Below are 18789 nucleotides of genomic sequence, written 5' to 3'. Positions count from 1 at the left end.
AGCTCGCACTTCACTCGGAGGTCTTCTTCATGTCACCACGCCACGCCGTACCTAACGTCCGTGGTCAGTACATCTAGGGCCGTGCTCTAGGGCCGCTGATCAGACCGCAGCGGCGAGCCGCTAATCAGATCGCAGCGGTGACGCCGTGAACTTGTCCGGGTTCGCGATGTCCCACAGAGCGACGACCTTGCCGTCGCGCACCGTCATCGCGGTGACGCGCGGCAGCATCTCCGGATGCTCACCGTCGGCGGGGAGGCCGGGGCTGTACGCACCGAGTTCGCCGTTGACGAGCGCCAGTTGCGACGTCGAAAGCCATTGCGGCCCATAACGTCTGGCCAGCCCGAACAGGAACCGGGCGACCTTGTCCGCGCCGACGATGGTGCGGGGCGCCGTCGGTGCCCGACGGTTGGAGTCACCGGTGAACGTGGCATCGGGATGCAGCAGTTCGACGACGGCGGCCATGTCCCCGCCGGCGAGCGCGGCCATCAGCTTGCCGACGACCTCATTGTGGCCGGCGTCCGGCGGTGGCGCCGGGGCCTCGGAGACGGCGCGCCGGGCCCGTGACGCGAGCTGGCGGGCACTCGCATCGCTCACGCCGAGCACCGACGCGATCTCGGAGAACGGCACCGCGAAACCGTCGTGCAGGACGAAGGCCACGCGCTGGTCGGGTGTCAGCCGCTCCAGCACCACCATCGCGGCGAATCGCGCGTCTTCTCCCGCGACCACCGCGGCCAACGGGTCGGACGCGTCGAATCCCGTCACCACCGGTTCCGGCAGCCACTCACCGAAATAGGCCTCGCGGCGGTGCGCCGCGGACCGCAGCCGGTCCAGGCCGAGGCGGCTGACCACCGTCGTCAACCAGGCACGGGGCTCTTCGATCGACTCGACATCGGCGCTGTGCCAGCGCAACCAGGCGTCCTGCACGATGTCCTCGGCGTCGGCGTAGACACCGGTCAGCCGGTAGGCGACGGACAGCAGGTGCGGGCGTAACCGCTCGAATTCATCGGTGTCCTGCGCAGTGGTCACAAACACCAACCTACGACTCGGTGTTCGAGCGCGGCGAACCGTAGCATCTCATCGGCAATCAACCGGGATGAGCAGGGAGCAGATGACCACGACAGCGCCAGACATCGTCGCCCGAGACAAAGGCCTCAAACGGGGTGCCCTCGGTCTGGTGTCCAGCGTGGTGGTCGGGCTGGCGTCCACTGCTCCGGCATACAGCCTGGCGGCGACGCTCGGTCTGGTCATCGCCGCGGGCGGCACGCTCCTCGCCGGGGTCAAAGCGCCTGCGATCATGCTCATTTCGTTCGTGCCGATGTACCTCATCGCCGTCGCCTACCAGGAATTGAACAAGGCCGAGCCCGACTGCGGCACCACGTTCACGTGGGCGGCCCGGGCCTTCGGTCCCGTCGTCGGCTGGTTGGGCGGCTGGGGCATCATCGCCTCCGACGTCATCGTGATGGCCAATCTCGCGCAGATCGCCGGGTCGTACTCGTTCACGTTCGTCGGTGACCTCGGGTGGCATTCGGCCGCCGGTCTGGCGAACAGCACGCTGTGGTCGACGGTGGCGGGCGTCATCTGGATCGTGTTGATGACGTACATCTGTTACCGCGGCATCGAGGTATCGGCCCGGCTGCAGTACGTGCTGCTGACGGTCGAGGTCGTCGTACTCATCGTGGTGTCGGTCGTGGCGCTGGTGAAGGTCTACACGCATCACGGGCATGCCTACTCGATCATGCCGTCGTGGTCCTGGTTCTGGCCTGGCGGAATGGATTTCGGCACGGTGATCGCCCCGGCGGTGCTGGCCACCATCTTCATCTACTGGGGTTGGGACACCGCGGTGGCGTGCAACGAGGAGTCCGACGATCCGGGCCGCACCCCCGGCCGCGCCGCCGTCATCTCGACGTTCCTGCTGCTGGCCACCTACGCGTTGGTCACCGTTTCGACCATCGCGTTCGCGGGCGTGGGCACCGAAGGCATCGGGCTGGGCAACCAGGAGAACGCCAAGGACGTGTTCACCGCCATCGGGCCATCGTTGTTCGGGGACAGCGTGATCGGGAAGATCGGCATGCTGCTGCTGTCGGCGTCGATCCTGACCTCGGCGGCCGCCTCGACGCAGACCACCATCATGCCGACCGCGCGTACCACCCTGTCGATGGGCGTATACCGGGCGCTGCCACAGAGTTTCGCAAAGATTCATCGCCAGTACCTGACACCGACCACCTCGACCATCGTGATGGGCGTGCTGTCGGTGCTGTGCTACGTGCTGTTCACTGCCATCAGCGCCGATCTGCTGACGGCGCTGATCGGTTCGGTCGGCCTGATGATCGCCTTCTACTACGCCCTGACCGGGTTCGCGTGCCTCTGGTTCTACCGAAAGACGTTGACCCGCAACGTGCGTGACTTCATGATGCGCGGCCTGCTGCCGTTGTTCGGCGGCATCACACTGTCGGTGGTGTTCGTCTACGGCCTGGTCCAGTACAGCAAGCCGGACTGGCTCAAGGACGAAAACCACCACAACGTCACCATTTTCGGGTTCGGCGCGGTGGGTGTGGTCGGCGTTGTCGGGTTGCTGCTCGGTGTGGTGCTGATGTTCGCATGGCGCGTCGCGCAGCCCGAGTACTTCCGTGGGCTGACGCTGCCGCGGCGCCATGACCTGGTGCTTGATACGCCGGCCTCCGTTCAGTCCGCACCGGCGCATTTCGGGTTGCCGGACTCCGGCGACATGCCGACGGTCATCGCCCCCGACCTGTCGAACCTGCCGCCCGGCGAGACGGCCGTGGACACGGCGACGGGCGAGGAGTTCCGTCGCGACTGACGGCCGCCCGGCGGGCAGTCGTGAAAACCCCGAATCCAAACGGAAATTGGAGGTTTTCCCGTCTGCCGACACGTAACAGGCGTTACCGTCTACACGTGCCGCACAAGCCACCCATCAACCCGGTGCGCTGGACCCCGCCGCCGGTCGACGCCCTGCCTGATTTCCCGTCCGCGGAACTCACCATCGTGCCGATGCCCGGCGATGCTCCCGAGGACGTGGTCGTCGGCGCCGACGGCGTGTTGTGGACCGGCCTGGTCGACGGGCGGATCGTGCGGGTCTCCCCCGACGGTGACACGGATGTGGTGGCCGATACCGGCGGCCGGCCGCTGGGGCTGCACGTCGCGCGGGACGGGCGACTGCTGGTCTGCGACAGCTACCGGGGGCTGCTGGCGCTGGATCCCGGCACCGGCGCCCTGGAGGTGCTGGTACCCGACATCGACGGCCGGCCCCTGCGGTTCTGCTCGAACGTCACCGAAACCGAAGACGGCACAATCTATTTCACCGAATCGACCAGTTCGTTCCATTACGAGCACTTCCGCGCCGCGATCCTCGAGGCCCGCGGCGACGGCGGCCTGTACAAGCTGGCGACCGACGGCACGGTCAGCACACTGCGCGAGGGCTTGTACTTCGCCAACGGCGTCACCGTCACCGCCGACGGCACCGCGCTGGTGTTCGCCGAGACGCAGGGGCGTCGGCTCTCGAAGTACTGGCTGTCGGGACCACAGGCCGGCAGTATCACGCCGCTCGCGGTCAACCTGCCCGGCATGCCCGACAACATCTCGACGGGCGCCGACGGGCGAATCTGGGTCGCGTTCGTCACCCCGATCAACGCCGCCGCCGAGTGGCTCGCGCCGCGACCGACCATCCTGCGGCAGTTGGTGTGGCGTCTGCCGGACGCGCTGCAGCCGCAGATGGCGCTGGAGGTGTGGGCCGTCGCCTTCGATCCCGACAGCGGCGCCGCGGTCGCGGGCGTGCGCGGCCGGCACCGTCAGTTCGGACAGGTGACCGGACTCGTCGAGCACGACGGGCGGCTGTGGATGAGCTCCATCGGTGTGCCCGCCCTGGCGCACTGCGCGCTCCCCGAGCGCCGGTAGGCCCCGGTTAGCTAATTCACATTTGTAACTTCAACCCCACTTGTCACAGCGCGGCAACACGGGATCCGGTCGTCCGTCACCTAATCTGGCGACACCATGGCGACCACCCGATCAACGTCACAGCGCGCTGCAGCCCTGGCAGCAGCGTTTTTCCTGGCGGCCGCACCGGCGTTGGCCTATGCCGAACCCGACCCGCCGGCCGCGGATCCATGCCCGTATCGGGTGAACACCCCGCCCGCGGTCGACCAGTCCGAGGTGCCCAAGGCGGGCGACCCGCCGGCCCCGATTCCCGTCCCGGCGACGCCGCTCGGCGGCGACCTGATGGGCAGCTGCGGCATCGTCGCCGCACCGGACATGCCACCCCTGCCCGGCGACGTCTCTGCCGACGCCTGGCTCCTGGCCGACCTCGACAGCGGCGACATCATCGCCGCCAAGGACCCGCACGGGCGCCACCGCCCGGCCAGCATCATCAAGGTGCTGATCGCGACGCAGGCGCTGCGTGAACTACCCATCAACAAGCGCGTCACCGGAACCCCGGAGGATGCCGCCGCCGAGGGCACCCGGGTCGGCGTCGACGACGGCGGTATCTACACCGTCAACGATCTACTGCACGGCCTGCTCATGCACTCGGGCAACGACGCCGCGCACGCGCTGGCGATGCAGGTCGGCGGCATGGACACGGCGATCGAGAAGATCAACGACCTGGCGTCCAAGCTGGGCGGTCGCGACACCCGGGCGGCCACCCCGTCCGGCCTGGACGGCCCCGGCATGAGCACGTCGGCCTACGACATGGGCCTGTTCTACCGCTACGCCTGGCAGAACCCGACGTTCGCCTCGATCGTGGCGACGCAGAAGTACAACTTCCCCGGCCACCCGGCCAAGCCCGGCGAACCCGGCGACCACCCCGGCTACGAGCTGGAGAACGACAACAAGCTGCTCTACAACTACCCGGGCGCGCTCGGCGGCAAGACCGGGTACACCGACGACGCCGGGCAGACGTTCGTGGGCGCTGCCGATCGCGGCGGGCGCCGGCTGGTCGCGATCCTGCTGCACGGCACCCGCGTGCCGATCGCGCCGTGGGAGCAGGCCGCGCGTCTGCTGGACTACGGGTTCGCGACGCCGCCCGGCACCAAGGTCGGCACCCTGATCGAGCCGGACCCGTCGCTCACCCAGCGCAAGCCCGACGCCAAGCATCCCGCGGCTGCCCAGGCCTTCGACGGTCTGCCACCGGTCGACGCGGTGCCGATTCGCGTCGGGGTCGGCGTGGTCGGGTCCGCGGTAGTGCTCTCGTTGATGATGGCTGCCCGTTCGATCAATCGGCGCCCACAGCACTCCAACCGGTAGAGACTGACGGGCGATGACGCTCATCTCGGCCGGGACGGTGGTTCTCGGCGATTCCGTGTGCCGGCCCGGGTGGCTGGAGATCGATGGTGACCGCATCGTGGCGTGCGGTGGCGGCGCCCCGCCCCGCGGTGTCGACGTCGATTTTCCCGACGGTGTCGTGGTGCCGGGCTTCGTGGACATGCATGTGCATGGTGGCGGCGGCTTCTCCTACGGCACCGACGATCCGGGTGACGTGGTGCGGGCCGCCGAGTTTCATCGTGCCCACGGGACCACGACGACCCTGGCAAGTCTGGTCACGGCGGCGCCGGAGGTCCTGCTGGCGCAAATTCAGACGCTGGCCGACGCGGTGCGCGATGGCGTCGTCGCCGGGATTCATCTGGAGGGTCCGTGGCTCAGTTCGGCGCGCTGCGGTGCGCACGACGTAACGCAGCTACGGGAGCCCGACCCCGCGGAGATCGATGCCGTACTCGCCGCCGGCGACGGGGCCATCCGCATGGTCACGATCGCCCCCGAACTACCCCGCGCCGACGTCGCGATCGAACGGTTCGTCGACGCGGGAGGCATTGTGGCCGTGGGCCATACCGACGCCAGCTACGAAGAGACCAAACGGGCACTGCAGCTGGGCGCCACCGTGGGCACGCATGTGTTCAACGGCATGCGCCCGCTGCACCACCGCGATCCGGGGCCGGCGCTGGCGCTGTTGGAGGACGCCCGGGTGAGCGTCGAGCTGATCGCCGACGGCGTGCACCTACACCCTGCTCTCGTCCACCAGGTGGCGGTCACCGCGGGCTCGGATCGCGTCGCGCTGATCACCGATGCGATGGCGGCAGCCGGCATGCCCGACGGGACGTACCAACTGGGCGGGCTCGACGTCGAGGTCGCAGGCTCGGTGGCGCGGCTGCGCGAGCGGTCCACCATTGCGGGCGGTACGGCCACGATGGACGCGTTGTTCCGGACGGCGGCAACGGGTTTGGAAGCGGCGTCGGATTCGGCACTGCGGCACGCCGTGGCGATGACGGCGACCACGCCGGCGCGCACACTCGGCTTCGACGACGTCGGCGCCTTGGCGCCCGGGAAGTCTGCCGACCTCGTCGTGCTGGACCGCAACCTGCAGGTGCAGGCAGTTGTGCGGCGCGGGGTGTGGTCGGCCTCCGGCGCCGCCCCTCCCCGTTGACCCTGTACGCAGGGCTCAGTTGTTCGAGTGACGAGCGCCGCCACGTGAGGGTGAACGAGCGGCGCCGCTGAGATGGCGTTGATCCTGTAATCAGGGCGGGTTCTTGCGAGTAACCGAGAACCCAAGTCCGCGAGCCTGACCACACGGCGAAAATCCGACCGAAATATCACCCTGTGGCAGGTTCGCGGGCACCTGGCCCTCAAATCACCGTGAGCGGCAAGGCCTTTCCCAAATCAGTGCCCGCGGCGACGGACATCCGCTGACGCCCGAGCGCCGGCCACGCCTGTACCGCACAGAACGGCGCGCACTGGTCCTGGCTCGACCGGGTGCCGACATGGACGCAGCACTGCACCAGACGTTCTTCGATCATCGTCGAGATGTCCATGAACGGCTTGACGGTGATGCGAACCACCCGCTCGCCCAACAGTTTCCGCACCCGGTTCTTTCCGCCCGGCAGGGCCGACGACGCCAGCGCCAGCAGCGTCGGCATGCCCAGATCGCAGTTCTGGCAGATGGTTCGCCACACGTCGCCGATCCCGGGATGCGACAGCGAGGACTGCTCGGACAACAACCCCAGGAGCGATTCCCGGACCGCCAGCTGCAGTTCCTGCGGCAGCTCGCTGTCGGCGATCCTGTTGGACACCAACCCGAGTCGTTCTTTGAGAATGTCATGGCCGATCAGCGACACCAGCGACCGCCATTGCCCCGAATCGTCGCGCAGCACGTAGCCGACCGAGCAGCAGTGCGGATGCGAGCACGGCAGCGCGGTGAGGTCCCGCCAGGTCACCAGGCCGGCGGTCTGCGGGTCGAGTCTGCTCAGCACACCGGTGTGCGTCAGCCGGTCGTGTGCGTCCAGGTTGCCCGACCGCCCCGAGCCGAACTGCGGCTGAATGGTGATACCGCCGACATAGGGGGTATTCAGCGCCAGCTGCACCATGTCGCCGATCTCATCGTCGTTGACGCCGAGCGCGGCAGCCATCACCAACGTCGTGAAAATCTGGCGCTCCGAAAGGCGCTGCAATGCCAGCGTTTTCAGCTTGCGGAGGTCGCCGCCGCGGTGGTGCCGGTGCGCCGTCTCGGACAGTCCGTCGTATTGCAGATACACCTCGACGCGGTGCCGGTGGCCGCTGAGCAGTTCGAGGAGGGCATCGTCGGTGGCGATCCGGATGCCATTGGTGTTGACCAGGATTCGGGTGATGGGCCGGCTGGTCAGTGCGTCGAGCAGTTCGGCCAGATCGGGATGCAGCGTCGGTTCCCCGCCGGAGAGCATCAGCACGTCGAGGCGCCCGTTCTCCCGCGCCAGCCGCTGATCGACATTGGCCAGCACGTCGGCGACGGGCACCACATTGCGCAGGTCGGGCGACGAGTCGGTGAAGCAGGTGGGGCACCGGAGATTGCAGACCTCGGCGATGTCTTCGAGCAGGATGCAGGTGTGCTGGGTCTGCATCTCCGGCAGCCCGCGCAGATACGCCGACGGGATCGGGTCGAAATTGCCTGCCACATCAGGCATGTGCGCCTTGGTCGGGGCGGTCCACTCCTCCAGGTACGCAAGGATCTCGGGGCTCTCGTCGTACAGAGTGCTGATCAGGCCATGTGCCGGGCAACCCCGCTCCAGCCACACCTTCCCGTCGCGCTCGACGAGCCGGCCGGCCAGTCGCGCCACATCGGCGAGCGGCCGTTCGGGAGCCTCGTGGTGACAGCGCGGGCAGTAGGCCGTCACGTAGCGCAGGATGCGGTCACCGCGCAGACCCATGCCCGCCGTCATGTGTACATCGTCGGGTTGAGGCCGGTGCAGTATCCAACGGTCAGGATCGAGGTGAGGGCCCAGCCGATCATCAGGCCGAGGCCGAGCCCCTTGGATGCCGGGTTGCCGGTCTTCCACAGCGCGAAGCCGCCCCCGAAGGCGACGAGTGCCAGCGCCACGGCACCCAACGCCAGCAGGAACTTCCCCTGATTGGCCATCATCACCGTGACGAAGCCGATGCCGACGTTGATCACCGGGAAGATGAGAATCCCGCTGATCACCCCGCCGACGGAGATCGCGTTGGGCTTCGGCGGCGGATAGCCGTACTGCGGGTACTGAGGGTATTGCGGGTACTGCGGCGGATATTGGGGGTATTGGGCGTATTGCGGGTGCTGGGGCGGGTTCTGGCCCGGCGGCACGCCGTCGCCGGGCTCGTCGTCCGGATAATCAATTGGCGGCTGGGACACGGTCGCCCTCCTTGTCTGCAGACGAAACCCGGTAGTAACCGCGGCGATAACCGCGCCACACCCGAAAACCCAAGAGCGCCAATGACGGCAGCAGCACCCATTGCGGCCGCGTCAGGTCCAGCCACACGGTCTCGTTGGCGCGCACGAATTCCACGAAGAAGCGGAACACGGCATAGGCCGCCACGTAGATGACGAACAACTCACCGGGATGGAGGATTCTGGGCCGCAGCCACATGAGCACGGCGAAAGCGGCCAGCTGGAACACGATTTCGTAGACGAACGACGGGTGCATGGCCAGCCCGGCCACACATCCCGGACACTCGGGGGTGCTCGCCGGCGCATGTACGCCCCACGGCAGTGTCGTCGGGCGGCCGGGCGCCTCCGTCAGCAGGCACCCGATTCTGCCGATCGCCATCCCCAGGGCGACCGCCGGAGCGAACAGGTCCCCGGTCTTGCCGCGATATCCGCCGAGCCGTTTGGCGATCAGCACCCCGACGTACGCGCCCAGCAGCCCGCCGAGGATGCTCTTGGAGCCATACTCCCACGCCTGCGCGACAGTGGGATTGGCGCCGAAATCGAGGTGCCGCGCCAACCCTGAGGCCCGCATGCCGATCGCCCCGCCGACAAGGGCACCGGTGACGGCCACGAGCGACTGCTCGTTCACCGCGCCGCGGCGCCGCGCCTCGTGGACGAACACGAGGACGGCGGCGAGGACCCCCAATCCCACGAACAGACCGTGGACCGGTACCTGCACCGGTCCGATCTGCCACTGCGGGATCATCGCGATCACAGTGGCAAACCTACCGGCCGGACTCGTCAGTGCACGATGATCCCGCGAATGTTCTTGCCTTCACGAAGATCTTGATACCCCTGGTTGACCTCTTCGAGGGTGTATCGGGTGGTCACCAGGTCGTCGAGTTGCAGCTGGCCGTCGTTGTAGAGCCGCAGCAGGCGGATGATGTCGTACTGCGGGTTGGCGGAGCCGAACAACGAGCCGCGAATGGTCTTCTCGAACAACGTCAACTCCAGGCCCGAGACGTGAATCGTCAGCTTCTCTGGGTTGGCCATACCGATGACCACGACAGTCCCGCCCTTACCGATGGCACTGAATGCCGACGTGACGACGTCCTCGTCCACGGTGCCGACGCAGATGATGGCCTGATCGGCCCCCTGCCCCCAGGACAGCTCGTTGATCTTCTCGGCGGCGGCCTCGGCACTCGCGAAGACATGCGTCGCACCGAATTTCAGCGCGGTATCGCGTTTGAACGGCACCGGGTCCACGGCGACGATGTATTTCGCGCCGGCATGCGCGGCGCCCTGGACGGCGTTGATGCCGATGCCGCCGATGCCGTACACGACGGTGATGTCGCCGGGCCGCACGTTGCCCGCGTAGGTGGCGCCGCCCCATCCGGTCGGCACGCCACAGCCGACGAGCACGGCGGTCTCGAGCGGCAGCCAGTCGTCGATCTTGACCACCGAGTGCTGCGAGATGGTGGCCTTCTTGGCGAACGTCCCCAGCATGCACATGGCACCGAAATCCGTACCACCCTTGTGGAATCGGAAGGAGCCGTCCGGCATGGAGCCTTCCAGGATGGTTGCGCCCATGTCGCACAGGGCCTGCCGGCCGGTCGAGCAGTATCGGCAATGGCCACAGCTCGGGATGAAGCTGCACACCACGTGGTCCCCCGGCTTGACCTTGGTGACACCGGGGCCGACGTCCTCGATGATGCCGGCGCCCTCGTGCCCGCCGACGATGGGATAACGCGGTGGGAGGTCGCCGTCGGACAGGTGCAGGTCGGAGTGACACAGTCCGGCGGCGGTGTAGTTGATCAATACCTCGCCCGGCCCCGGCCCGTCGAGATCGAGTTCCATGATCTCGAAGGGCCTACCCGGCTCCAGCAGGACAGCTGCGGTGGTCTTCATCGGTGGATTCCTTTCAGGCTGAGTGGGTAACGCTGCGGTGCCCTTGGGCCGGGGCCAGATCGCGCTGCAGGAAGTCGAGCTGGTCGGCCAAAACCCGCTGCTGCCAGGGACCGTCGTAGAAATCGAGGTGGTCTGCGGGGTACTCACGCAATTGCGCCCAGTACCCGGCGCGGCGGGCGGCCTTGCGGGCGGCGGCGGCCGGCGCGATGCGGTCGTCGGTGCCGGGCTGGACGAGGATCGGGCACGCCAGCTTCCCGGCTTTCGTGATCGGGCGGTTGAACGCGACGCCGAGGGCATGCCGGCCACGCACCTCGTTGCGCCATGTCGGCCCAGCGACGGGCAGCCAGGCCTCTTCCGAACCCGAGGTGGCGATCACCGCGTTCGAGCCGGGTTGCCCGACCACCGGCACCATGTGCGCGGGCCGTCCGCGCGCCGCGCGCAGCACGTCCCGCAGCGCATTCACGCTGGCGCGCACCAGATATCCGACGCCGCAGTTGCGGACCAGGTGGGCCAGCGTGGCCCGCCCGTCGACGGCCGGATTCATCGAGATGACGGCCGCGATCCGCTGGTCCCGGGCGGCTACGGCGATGACGTGACCGCCGGCGTACGACGTGCCCCACAGCACGATCCGGTCCGGGTCCACGCCGGGCAGGTGCCGCGCGGCGGCGATGGCGGCGTGATAGTCCTGCCGCTGGCGGGAAATCGAGACATCCTGCCGGGGAACACCTTCGGATTCACCGAACCCGCGGTAATCGAAGACCAGTACGTCGAGGCCGGCGGCGGCGAACGGCTCGGCGAAGCCGAGCAGCGCGGTGTCCTTGGTGCCGCTGAAGCCGTGGGCCATCACCACGCACGGCCGGCCGGCCTCACCGGCCAGCGCATCGGTGGCAGCAGGCAGATGCCAAGCGGCACAACGGACGCCGTGGCTGTAGAAGTAGAGCTGCTTCATGAACGATGTCTCCCTACGAGGCGTACGCGACGGACTTGACGGACGAGAACCGCAGGCCCGGATCCTCGACGGGACCGCCCCGCAGCCGCTCGGCATCCATCTCGTAGGCGTGCTTGACCAGCCACGAACCGCTGTCGCCGCTGCGGGGGAACTGCTGGATGCCGCGCTGCACGTAGCCCGACGACAGGTCCATCAGCGGGCCGCGTGCCATGTCCGGGTTCTCGACGACCGGCACCACGACGTCGTGACCGTGGGCGTCCATGTGGTCGAGCATCCGGCAGAAGTGCTCGCAAACCAGATCGACCTTCAGGGTCCACGCGATGTTGGTGTACCCCATGGCGAAGGCCATGTTGGGGACGTCGGACACCATCATGGCCTTGTACACCGTGTGATCCGGCATGTTGAGCACCTGACCGTCGACGCTCAGCGCGATCTTGCCGAACAGCGACATGTTCAAACCCGTTGCGGTGACGATGATGTCGGCCTCCAGCTCCTGCCCGGACTGCAGCAGGATGCCGCGCTCGGTGAAGCGCTCGATCTGATCGGTGACCACCGACGCCTTGCCGGTCCGGAACGCCTTGAACAAGTCGCCGTCGGGCACCATCGCCAGGCGCTGCTCCCACGGGTTGTAGCGCGGGGTGAAATGGGTGTCGACATCGAAGCCCTTGGGCAGCTGGCGGGCGACGTTGGCGATCAACAGCTTTCGCATCACCGTCGGGTACTTCTGGCACAGCTTGTACAGCCCGCGGGCGGTCGCGATGTTCTTGCGCCGCACGATCGGGAAGGCACGCTCGTGGCCCAGCACCTTGTTGAGCGCGTTGGTGATCGGGTCGGCCGCCGGCACCGACAGCACATAGCTCGGCGAGCGCTGCAGCATCGTGATGTGGCCGGCCTGGTCCGCCATGGATGGGATCAGCGTCACTGCCGTTGCGCCGCTGCCGATCACGACGACCTTCTTGCCGGTGTAGTCCAGGTCCGTCGGCCACAATTGCGGGTGTATCACCTGGCCGCGGAAGTCTTCCTTGCCAGGGAAGTCCGGGACGAACGGCTTCTCGTAGTCGTAGTAGCCGGTGCCGAGGAACAGGAATCGGCCGGTGAACGTCGTCGTATCCTCGCCCTGACCGGTGGTGACTGTCCAGCGCCCGGTGCACGAGTCGAAGTTCGCGTTCAGGACCCGATGGCCGAACCGGATGTGCTCGTCGAGCCCGTTCTCGTCGACGGCCTGCTGTAGGTAGTCGAGGATGATGTGACCGTCGGCGATGGACTTGCGGTGGGTCCACGGCTTGAAGCCGAACCCGAAGGTGGGCATGTCGGAGTCCGAGCGGATGCCGGGGTACTGGTGCAGGCTCCAGGTGCCGCCGATGGTGTCGCGCCCCTCGATGATCAGGAACGACGTGCCCGGGCGGTTCGCCTTCAAGTGGTACGCCGCGCCGATGCCGGAGATCCCCGCCCCGATGATCAACACGTCGACATCGCGCGTCTCGGACCGCTTCATTGAGGTGGACACTGTGACTCCTGATCGTTGGGAAGCGCTGTTGTGATGGCGCTAACGCTATGGAGGCCACGAGACACAAAACAGGTGCGACGGCCCAGTACTCGGCCCCCGATATGTGCAGGCGCATACTTCGTTGATGGCTGCCGAGACACCATCGCCTGAGGTCATCAACCTCATGGGCGACGTTGCCGAGCTGATGCTGGCCGAGATCGACGACCTGGTGGCCGAGATGGACGCCGCCGAGGTCGAGCTCTCCCCCGCCGCCGGTTCCGATGCCGCGGTGCTGGCGGACACCTCGGCCAGTAACCGCGCCAATGCCGTGCGCTTACTGTCGATGTTCGCCCGGCGCGACGCCAAGATGGCGCCCATCGACATCCCGCCAGAAGCACTCGACGTGGCCCGCACCGTGGCCCGGCGGGGGCTGGACCTCGACCTGATCTTCCAGTCTTACCGGCGCGGTCAGAACGTCGCGTGGAGTCGCTACCTGAAGCACGCCGCCCAGCTGGAGTCGACCGGCCCACTGCTTTTCGAATTGCTCGAAGTCGCTTCGGCGCGCATGTTCGAGTACGTCGACCACGTGGTCGCGGGCGTGATCGCCGCAGCGCAACGCGAACGCGAGGATGTACTCGGCGGGGCCATCGCCCGCCGCGCCGAAACGATCCGGCTCATCCTGGACGGCGCCGCCATCGACGCGGCGCGGGCCGGCGAACGCCTGGGATACGACCTGCGCCAGCGCCACACCGCACTGGTGCTGTGGACGCCGCCGCACGGCGACGTCCAGGGGGCACTCGAATCCGCTGCGGCGGTGCTGGCGCGGGCCGCGGGCACCCGCCCGCCGCTGACGTTGTCCGTCGGCCCGTCCACGTTGTGGGCCTGGCTGGGCAGCAGTTCCGAGCCCGTGGTCGATGCACTGTCTGACGCAATCGCGCAGGCGCAGAACCACATCCGCACCGCGGTGGGGCCGACGCGGCCGGGCATCACCGGATTTCGCCGTTCCCACGAGGCGGCGCTGGCGATCCAGAGTCTGCTCGCCGGGCACCCCGGCGGCGCGCGAGTGGCCCTCTTCCGCGACCTCGAGGTCACCGCACTGGCGGCCCAGAACCCTGATCGCGCAGCCGAATTCGTCGCGGCAACGCTGGGACCCCTCGCGGAGGACACCCCGGCGGCAGCCCGCCTGCGCGACACCCTGCGGGTTTTCCTCGATGAGGCCGGCAACGCTCCCCGCGCCGCCACACGGTTGCACACCCACCGCAACACCGTGTTGCAGCGGGTGGCCCGGGCTACCGAACTGCTGGGATACCAGCCCGGGGAGCGGCGGCTCGCGATGGAACTCGCGCTGGAACTGGCGCACCAGCTCGGCCCGAGGGTGCTGACCGCGCCGCCGCCGGGCGCCTAGCCGTCACGTCGTCGGAAGCGTCACATCCAGCCGGAAGCCGCCGGGTACATGGGCGGCGGACACCTGGCCGCCGTGCGCCTCGACGATGCCCCGCACGATGGCCAGACCGATGCCGGCGCCCGACCCGTCGGCCTCCGGGGTACGGGCCTGCGTACCGCGCCACCCCATGTCGAACATGCGCCCGAGATCGTGCGACTGCACGCCGGGCCCCTGGTCCAGCACCGTGAGCACGATCCGGTCGCCCTCGAGCCGCTGTGCCGAAACCTCGATCTCGGAATGCTCCGGAGCGTGCCGGATGCTGTTGACCAGCAGGTTCGCCACCACCCGGGACAGCTCTCCGGCATCGGCATTCAGCACCACGTCGGCCATGCCCGCATGCGTGATGCGGATGCCGCGGGTGGCCGCGAGGGCCTGCATGTCGGACACGACATCGGACACGAGGTCCAGGAGCACCACCGGCTCCTTGCTGAGCTTGAGCATGCCGCTCTGGATCTTGGACAATTCGAACAGTCCGTCGACCATGCTGTTGACCGAGTCCACCTGATCGCGGATCTGCCGGATGTAGTCGGCCGGGTCGTCGACCACGCCTTCCTCGAGCGCTTCGGCCATCACGCGCATCCCGGCCAATGGTGTCCGCAGGTCGTGCGAAACCCAGGCGACCAGCTGCCGCCGGGACTGATCCAGCTGCTCGACTTCCGCACGGGCAGCGGCCAATTGCGCCGATGACTGCGCAAGCTGGCTGGACAGTTCGGCGAATTCCCTTGAGCTGTCGATGTCCGCCGTGACGATTTCACCGCTGCCGATCTGTTGCGCGGCACGTTGCAGCCGGGCCAGCGACCGCCGCAGCCGGCGCAGCATGAACCCGGCGGCGAGGCCGGCCATGAGCGCCGAGATGGCGAGCACCGCCAGCAGCACCTGCAGATCGTGCGATGACAGGTACATCTCGATCGAGATGGCGACCGTGGAGGCGACAATCGCGACGATGGTCGCGCAGATCAGGACCGACACCTGCGTCCCGATGGACCCGCGCCGGTTGAGTTGCATGACGAGGACGGCCGCGCCGGTGGCCACCGACGTACAGATCAGGGCCGTCACCGCGATGATGACGAGGTCCACCGCACCGAGGATCACGACGACCGCCCCGACGGCGTGAATCGGTATCCCGTGCCCCATTCGGTGCGTAGATAGACGGGGTCGCGCGGGTCGGCTTCGATCTTCTCGCGGAGTCGCCGGATGTGCACCGTCACCGTCGATGCGTCGCCGGTACTCCAGCCCCATACTTCCCGCAGCATCTCGTCGCGGGAGACGACGCGGTCGGGGTTCTTGAGCAGGAAGAGCAGGAGCTCGTATTCGCGTGCGGTCAGCTCGACATCGGCGCCGCCGCAGGTGATCCGGCGCATCGTCGGGTCGATCCGGAACCGGCCGACGACGAACGGGGCGAGCGGCGACTGGTGGGAGACCCTGTGCCGCAACAGTTTCGAAATGCGCAGTTGCAGTTCACGGAGCGCGAACGGCTTGGCCAGGTAGTCGTCGGCGCCGAGCTCGAGGCCGTCGATCCGGTGCCCACTCGCACCGAGCGCGGTCAGCATGATCACCGGAACATCCGAGCGGGTGCGGATCTCGCGCAGCAGGTCGTCACCCGACAGCCCCGGCAGCATGCGGTCGAGCACCAGTACGTCAGGCGTCGAGCGTTGCACGGCGTCCCGCGCGGTTTCCCCGTCGGAGAACTCGTCGATCCGAAAACCTTTGGCGCGCAGGTACGCCGCCACCGCAGTCCGCACCCGCTGGTCGTCTTCGACCAGCACGACGTGCGCTCCGCCGCCGTCGTCGGAACTCACGGGCGCATCCACATCGCACCTCTCATGGTGCTGAGCCTAGACAGCCGGCGGCGTGACGGGCCGGTTCTTACGGTTCTGAAATGTTTGTCGAATGCGCGACGGATGCTCCCTAACTTCATCGGCGACGGGGTGATCGGCACCCCACGACGCTCGAAGGAGTTCCACATGGTCATCAAGCCGATCGCAGCGACAGCAGCTGCCGTGTTCGCGCTGACGCTCACCGCGTGCGGTGCGAACGAGATGAAGTCGGCCGGTTCATCCAGCCCCTCCAGTTCCGCCATGTCGTCCACCATGACGTCCGCGATGACCTCATCGAGCGCGGCCGCTCGCATGGGCCACTTCACCGGCCTCAACGGCAAGCACGTCGCCGGTACGGCGTCCGTCAGGGGGATGAATCTCGAGTTCACCGACTTCTCCTCCGACGAGGGCCCGGACCTGCACGTCTACCTGACCAAGGGCTCCACCGAGTCCGATGTCGCCGCGGGCAAGGAGATCGCCGCCATCAAGTTCGACCGGGCCACCCAGTCGTTCCCACTGACCGATATCGACACCATGGGCTACACCACCGTCGTCATCCACTGCGACAAGGCGAAGGCAGTCTTCGGCGCTGCCTCGCTGATGTGATGACCGGTCTGATGACCACCCGCGCACTGACCACGCGCGACCGCGCCGACCTGGCCGCGTCGATACTCTTCGGCGCGGTCCGGGTCGGGCTCGGACTGCTGTGGCTCCACGAGGGCTATGTGAAGTTCCGGGCGCACTTCGGGCGCGCGGACATCCTGCTCGTCGTCGACGGCGCGTCGGCGAATTCGCGTGTGCCGGAGTACTTTCGCTTCGTGGCCGAGCACCTGCTGCGGCCGACGGCAGACCTGGCCGGCCTGATGACGCCGCTGACCGAAGTGGCACTGGGGCTGGTCCTGGTGCTCGGAGTGTTTAGCACGCTGTCAGTGGCCGTATCCGCGGGATTGCTTGCGGTCTATTGGAGTTCGGACCAGCTCATCGCGCAGTACCCGATCATGGCGCTGCTCAGTGTGGGCGTCCTTGTCGGACAAGGATATTCGAACCGCTGGACGATCATGACGCTGGTGCGCCGGCGATCGGCACAGCAGGAAGAGGGATGAGATGAAAGCAGCAGTCGCTGGATCGGCGATGGCGGCATTGGCCGCCATCGTGATGTTCCAAGCGCCGACGGCGTCGGCGGCGTCGGCGGCGTCGGCCGATGGGGTGATCAACGACCTGCGGGCCGCGGGGTATCTGGTGCAACTCAATCAGACACCGACGGCACCGCTGACGGCCTGCACGGTGGGCGGTGTGCGCACTTTGGAAGGCGGTACCCCGTCAGCCCTCGTCGACATCGTGTGCCCGGACGGTTGCTGACGGCGGCGTGCCGACCGGGATCAGAGCTTTCCGGTGCGCAGGTCTTGGCTGCTCTTCAGAACGGCCGAGTCCAGACTCCAGTTCTGCGGCTGCACCCGCTCCCAGAGGCTGCCCTTCCCGGCCGCCTTGCCGAGTTCGTCCTCACGCCGGAACCACTGCTCGGCGCTGCGGATCCGGTTGGGGTGGATTTCGTCCAGCAGCGCGTAGTTCCGCTCGATGATGCCGTCTTTCCACAAGTTCCAGAAACCGGTGAAGTTGGCTCGAAATGTCATGGTGCTCGGGTCATCCGGGGCCGCGTTGTATCCGGCAGGGGTATCGGCGACGCCGCCGAGCGGCCCCTGCCAGTACGCGTCGATGTCCGTGTCGACGTATCGGGCGGGATGCCCGGTGACCGCTTCGAACGCCCGGGCAAGCTCGCGATACGAGATGTGGTCGATGGCCACCTCGAGGTCCATGCCGTTGGACCTGTCGGTGTTGTCGAAGAGCCAGCGCACGTAGTAGCCGCAATCCTCAAGGGAGACGTGGGGCACCGCACCGTCGCCGAGTGGCACGCGCCAGGTGACGACGCCGTCCTCCACACTCGGTGCCATCGGCGTCAGCGGCGAGATCGTCATTTCGATGTACGGGCCCGACGTGAAGATGGCAGCGCCCATCCGGGCCGAATTCGCCTGATTCTGCAGCAGGATCCATTCGGCGACGCGCCCCTTGCCGTCGTAGTGCCCGACGCGGTACTTAGAGTCGTAGCCGGCTTTTTTTAACCCGTAGTCGAGGTTCCCGTACACGAAGAACCTGATGCCTTCTTCGATGGCGATCTCGTAAGCGCGCATCGCCCAATACATCTCGGTCTTCTCACCGGTGTTGAATCCGTCGATGTTGACGAATGCACCGTCGCATCCGCGGAAGCCTTCTCGCAGCAGGGCTTCATCGGTGAAAGTCCCTTCGAGTGCCGAGATGCCGCCCAATTGGAGCAACGATTTGGCCCGGGCACTCGTGGCGTCACGAGTGAGAAATCGAACGGAATACCTGCCGTCGGCGACGAGGGCGCGGGCGACGGGAAGGCCCTGGGCCCCGGTCGCGCCGATCATGAAAATCTTCGACGTGGGATGTGACATCACAGCTCCTCTATTTGATGTATATACAACATTTGGAGCATCGACGGCGGCCGACCTC

At 67.3% G+C, this 18789-nt stretch carries 18 protein-coding genes; 8 read left to right on the top strand and 10 right to left on the bottom strand.

Annotated elements, in window-relative coordinates; genetic code table 11:
• Positions 1-120 precede the first annotated feature (120 nt).
• Positions 121-1026: a sigma-70 family RNA polymerase sigma factor gene (locus ACJH6J_RS17080; RefSeq protein WP_318987329.1), complete on the bottom strand. Its 906-nt coding sequence runs from the start codon at positions 1024-1026 to the stop codon at positions 121-123.
• Positions 1027-1108: 82 nt separating this feature from the next.
• On the opposite strand from ACJH6J_RS17080, the gene ACJH6J_RS17075 reads away from it, so the two are divergent.
• The 4 genes from ACJH6J_RS17075 (at position 1109) to nagA (ending at position 6430) form a co-directional block, all read left to right on the top strand.
• On the top strand, positions 1109-2818 hold the full coding sequence (locus ACJH6J_RS17075) for an APC family permease (RefSeq protein WP_406802529.1): 1710 nt from the start codon (positions 1109-1111) through the stop codon (positions 2816-2818).
• Positions 2819-2913: 95 nt separating this feature from the next.
• Entirely contained in the window at positions 2914-3912 is a 999-nt protein-coding gene (locus ACJH6J_RS17070) for an SMP-30/gluconolactonase/LRE family protein (RefSeq protein WP_318987327.1), read from the top strand.
• 96 nt (positions 3913-4008) lie between these two features.
• On the top strand, positions 4009-5256 hold the full coding sequence (locus ACJH6J_RS17065; RefSeq protein WP_318987326.1) for a D-alanyl-D-alanine carboxypeptidase family protein: 1248 nt from the start codon (positions 4009-4011) through the stop codon (positions 5254-5256).
• Positions 5257-5269: 13 nt separating this feature from the next.
• The gene (nagA, locus tag ACJH6J_RS17060; RefSeq protein ID WP_406804255.1) at positions 5270-6430 is read left to right on the top strand and encodes an N-acetylglucosamine-6-phosphate deacetylase; all 1161 of its coding nucleotides are present in this window, start codon (positions 5270-5272) and stop codon (positions 6428-6430) included.
• Positions 6431-6629: 199 nt separating this feature from the next.
• Here the strand turns inward: nagA and ACJH6J_RS17055 are convergent, their stop codons facing one another.
• From ACJH6J_RS17055 to ACJH6J_RS17030, 6 genes are read right to left on the bottom strand one after another with little or no spacing between them, the layout of a single operon-like run.
• Entirely contained in the window at positions 6630-8195 is a 1566-nt protein-coding gene (locus ACJH6J_RS17055) for a radical SAM protein (protein ID WP_318987324.1), read from the bottom strand.
• Positions 8192-8641, bottom strand: coding sequence for a hypothetical protein (locus tag ACJH6J_RS17050; protein WP_346415906.1), 450 nt, complete (start codon positions 8639-8641; stop codon positions 8192-8194). The genes ACJH6J_RS17055 and ACJH6J_RS17050 overlap by 4 nt, the downstream gene beginning before the upstream one ends.
• Positions 8622-9422: a prolipoprotein diacylglyceryl transferase family protein gene (locus ACJH6J_RS17045; RefSeq protein WP_318987335.1), complete on the bottom strand. Its 801-nt coding sequence runs from the start codon at positions 9420-9422 to the stop codon at positions 8622-8624. Before ACJH6J_RS17045 ends, ACJH6J_RS17050 begins: the two co-directional genes overlap by 20 nt.
• Positions 9423-9457: 35 nt before the next feature.
• The gene (locus ACJH6J_RS17040) at positions 9458-10564 is read right to left on the bottom strand and encodes an NDMA-dependent alcohol dehydrogenase (protein ID WP_318987322.1); all 1107 of its coding nucleotides are present in this window, start codon (positions 10562-10564) and stop codon (positions 9458-9460) included.
• A 13-nt stretch (positions 10565-10577) separates the two neighbouring features.
• Positions 10578-11513: an alpha/beta hydrolase gene (locus tag ACJH6J_RS17035; protein ID WP_318987321.1), complete on the bottom strand. Its 936-nt coding sequence runs from the start codon at positions 11511-11513 to the stop codon at positions 10578-10580.
• A 13-nt stretch (positions 11514-11526) separates the two neighbouring features.
• Positions 11527-13008: a flavin-containing monooxygenase gene (locus ACJH6J_RS17030; RefSeq protein ID WP_406804258.1), complete on the bottom strand. Its 1482-nt coding sequence runs from the start codon at positions 13006-13008 to the stop codon at positions 11527-11529.
• Between the two features lie 136 nt (positions 13009-13144).
• Between ACJH6J_RS17030 and ACJH6J_RS17025 the strand changes: the two genes are divergently transcribed.
• A complete protein-coding gene (locus ACJH6J_RS17025) occupies positions 13145-14404 on the top strand; it encodes a CdaR family transcriptional regulator (RefSeq protein ID WP_293023452.1) in 1260 nt (419 codons plus the stop codon).
• 3 nt (positions 14405-14407) lie between these two features.
• On the opposite strand, the gene ACJH6J_RS17020 is transcribed toward ACJH6J_RS17025, so the two are convergent.
• Together ACJH6J_RS17020 and ACJH6J_RS17015 are read right to left on the bottom strand one after the other, a co-directional pair.
• On the bottom strand, positions 14408-15577 hold the full coding sequence (locus tag ACJH6J_RS17020; protein WP_293023450.1) for a sensor histidine kinase KdpD: 1170 nt from the start codon (positions 15575-15577) through the stop codon (positions 14408-14410).
• Positions 15532-16242: a response regulator transcription factor gene (locus ACJH6J_RS17015; protein WP_293023447.1), complete on the bottom strand. Its 711-nt coding sequence runs from the start codon at positions 16240-16242 to the stop codon at positions 15532-15534. Before ACJH6J_RS17015 ends, ACJH6J_RS17020 begins: the two co-directional genes overlap by 46 nt.
• Before the next feature lie 165 nt (positions 16243-16407).
• Between ACJH6J_RS17015 and ACJH6J_RS17010 the strand changes: the two genes are divergently transcribed.
• The 3 genes from ACJH6J_RS17010 to ACJH6J_RS17000 are packed head-to-tail and all read left to right on the top strand — an operon-like array spanning position 16408 to position 17619.
• Complete coding sequence (locus tag ACJH6J_RS17010; RefSeq protein ID WP_406804254.1) at positions 16408-16866, top strand: DM13 domain-containing protein; 459 nt, start codon at positions 16408-16410, stop codon at positions 16864-16866.
• A gap of 11 nt (positions 16867-16877) precedes the next feature.
• Complete coding sequence (locus tag ACJH6J_RS17005) at positions 16878-17363, top strand: DoxX family membrane protein (protein ID WP_138250167.1); 486 nt, start codon at positions 16878-16880, stop codon at positions 17361-17363.
• A 1-nt stretch (position 17364) separates the two neighbouring features.
• Positions 17365-17619 (top strand): hypothetical protein, encoded by a 255-nt coding sequence (locus ACJH6J_RS17000; protein WP_293023441.1) that lies wholly within the window; start codon positions 17365-17367, stop codon positions 17617-17619.
• Positions 17620-17639: 20 nt separating this feature from the next.
• Here the strand turns inward: ACJH6J_RS17000 and ACJH6J_RS16995 are convergent, their stop codons facing one another.
• Entirely contained in the window at positions 17640-18734 is a 1095-nt protein-coding gene (locus ACJH6J_RS16995) for an NmrA family NAD(P)-binding protein (RefSeq protein WP_406804253.1), read from the bottom strand.
• Positions 18735-18789 lie beyond the last annotated feature (55 nt).

This window comes from Mycobacterium sp. SMC-18 (genome assembly GCF_045310895.1).
GTDB lineage: Bacteria > Actinomycetota > Actinomycetes > Mycobacteriales > Mycobacteriaceae > Mycobacterium.
Note: the sequence above shows the minus strand (reverse complement) of the source record. Positions and strands in the feature narration are given on the sequence as shown.